The 808-nt window shown below is 67.9% G+C and carries 1 protein-coding gene; it reads left to right on the forward strand.

Annotated features, from left to right (window positions below):
* Nucleotides 1-25: 25 nt before the first annotated feature.
* The coding region (locus tag ABD353_RS39745) for a carbohydrate ABC transporter permease (protein WP_344628584.1) at nt 26-808 on the forward strand (783 nt) is incomplete at its 3' end.

Here is an 808-nt window from a genome sequence, read left to right on the forward strand (position 1 = left end):
GGCTTGTCCGATGACCCGTGGCACCATGCCCTACCTGTTCGGGCTCCCGGCGGTGCTGCTGTTCGCCGCCTTCAAGCTCTACCCGATCCTCGCCTCGTTCCGGCTCAGCCTCTACAAGCAGTCGGGCGGAGTGGAGACCTTCGCCGGTCTCGACAACTACGCCCGGCTGCTGGACGATTCGCTGTTCTGGACCGCGCTCGGCAACAGCGCGGTGATCCTGGCCGTCCTGGTCCCGCTGATGCTGGCACTCGCCACCGGCCTCGCGGTCGCCTTCAACTCCCGCTTGCTGAAGGCCCGTTCGGTGTTCCGGCTGGGCTTCTTCCTGCCGATGATCACCGGCCTGGTGGCGTACGGGATCGTCTTCTCGGTGCTGCTCAACCAGCAGTACGGGCTGGTCAACTGGCTGCTCGGCAGCGACATCCCGTGGCTGACCGACCCACTGCTCGCCAAGGTCTCCCTCGGCCTGGCGCTCACCTGGCACTACACCGGCTACAACGCGGTGATCCTGCTGGCCCGGTTGCAGACCGTCCCCACCGAGCTGTACGACGCGGCGGCGGTGGACGGCGCCGGGGCCTGGCGCGCCTTCCGGCACGTCACGCTGCCCGGGCTGCGGCCCGCGCTGCTGCTGACCACCGTGCTCTCCACCATCGGCACCCTGCAACTCTTCGACGAGCCCTACGTGCTGACCGGCGGCGGGCCCGACAACGCGACCCTGACGATCGGCATGTACCTCTACCAGAACGCCTTCAAGTACTTCGACTTCGGCTACGCCTCGGCCATCGCCTACGCGCTGGCCCTGCTGATCGGG

Source organism: Kitasatospora arboriphila (assembly GCF_039528095.1).
In the GTDB taxonomy this organism is placed as follows: Bacteria; Actinomycetota; Actinomycetes; order Streptomycetales; family Streptomycetaceae; genus Kitasatospora; species Kitasatospora arboriphila.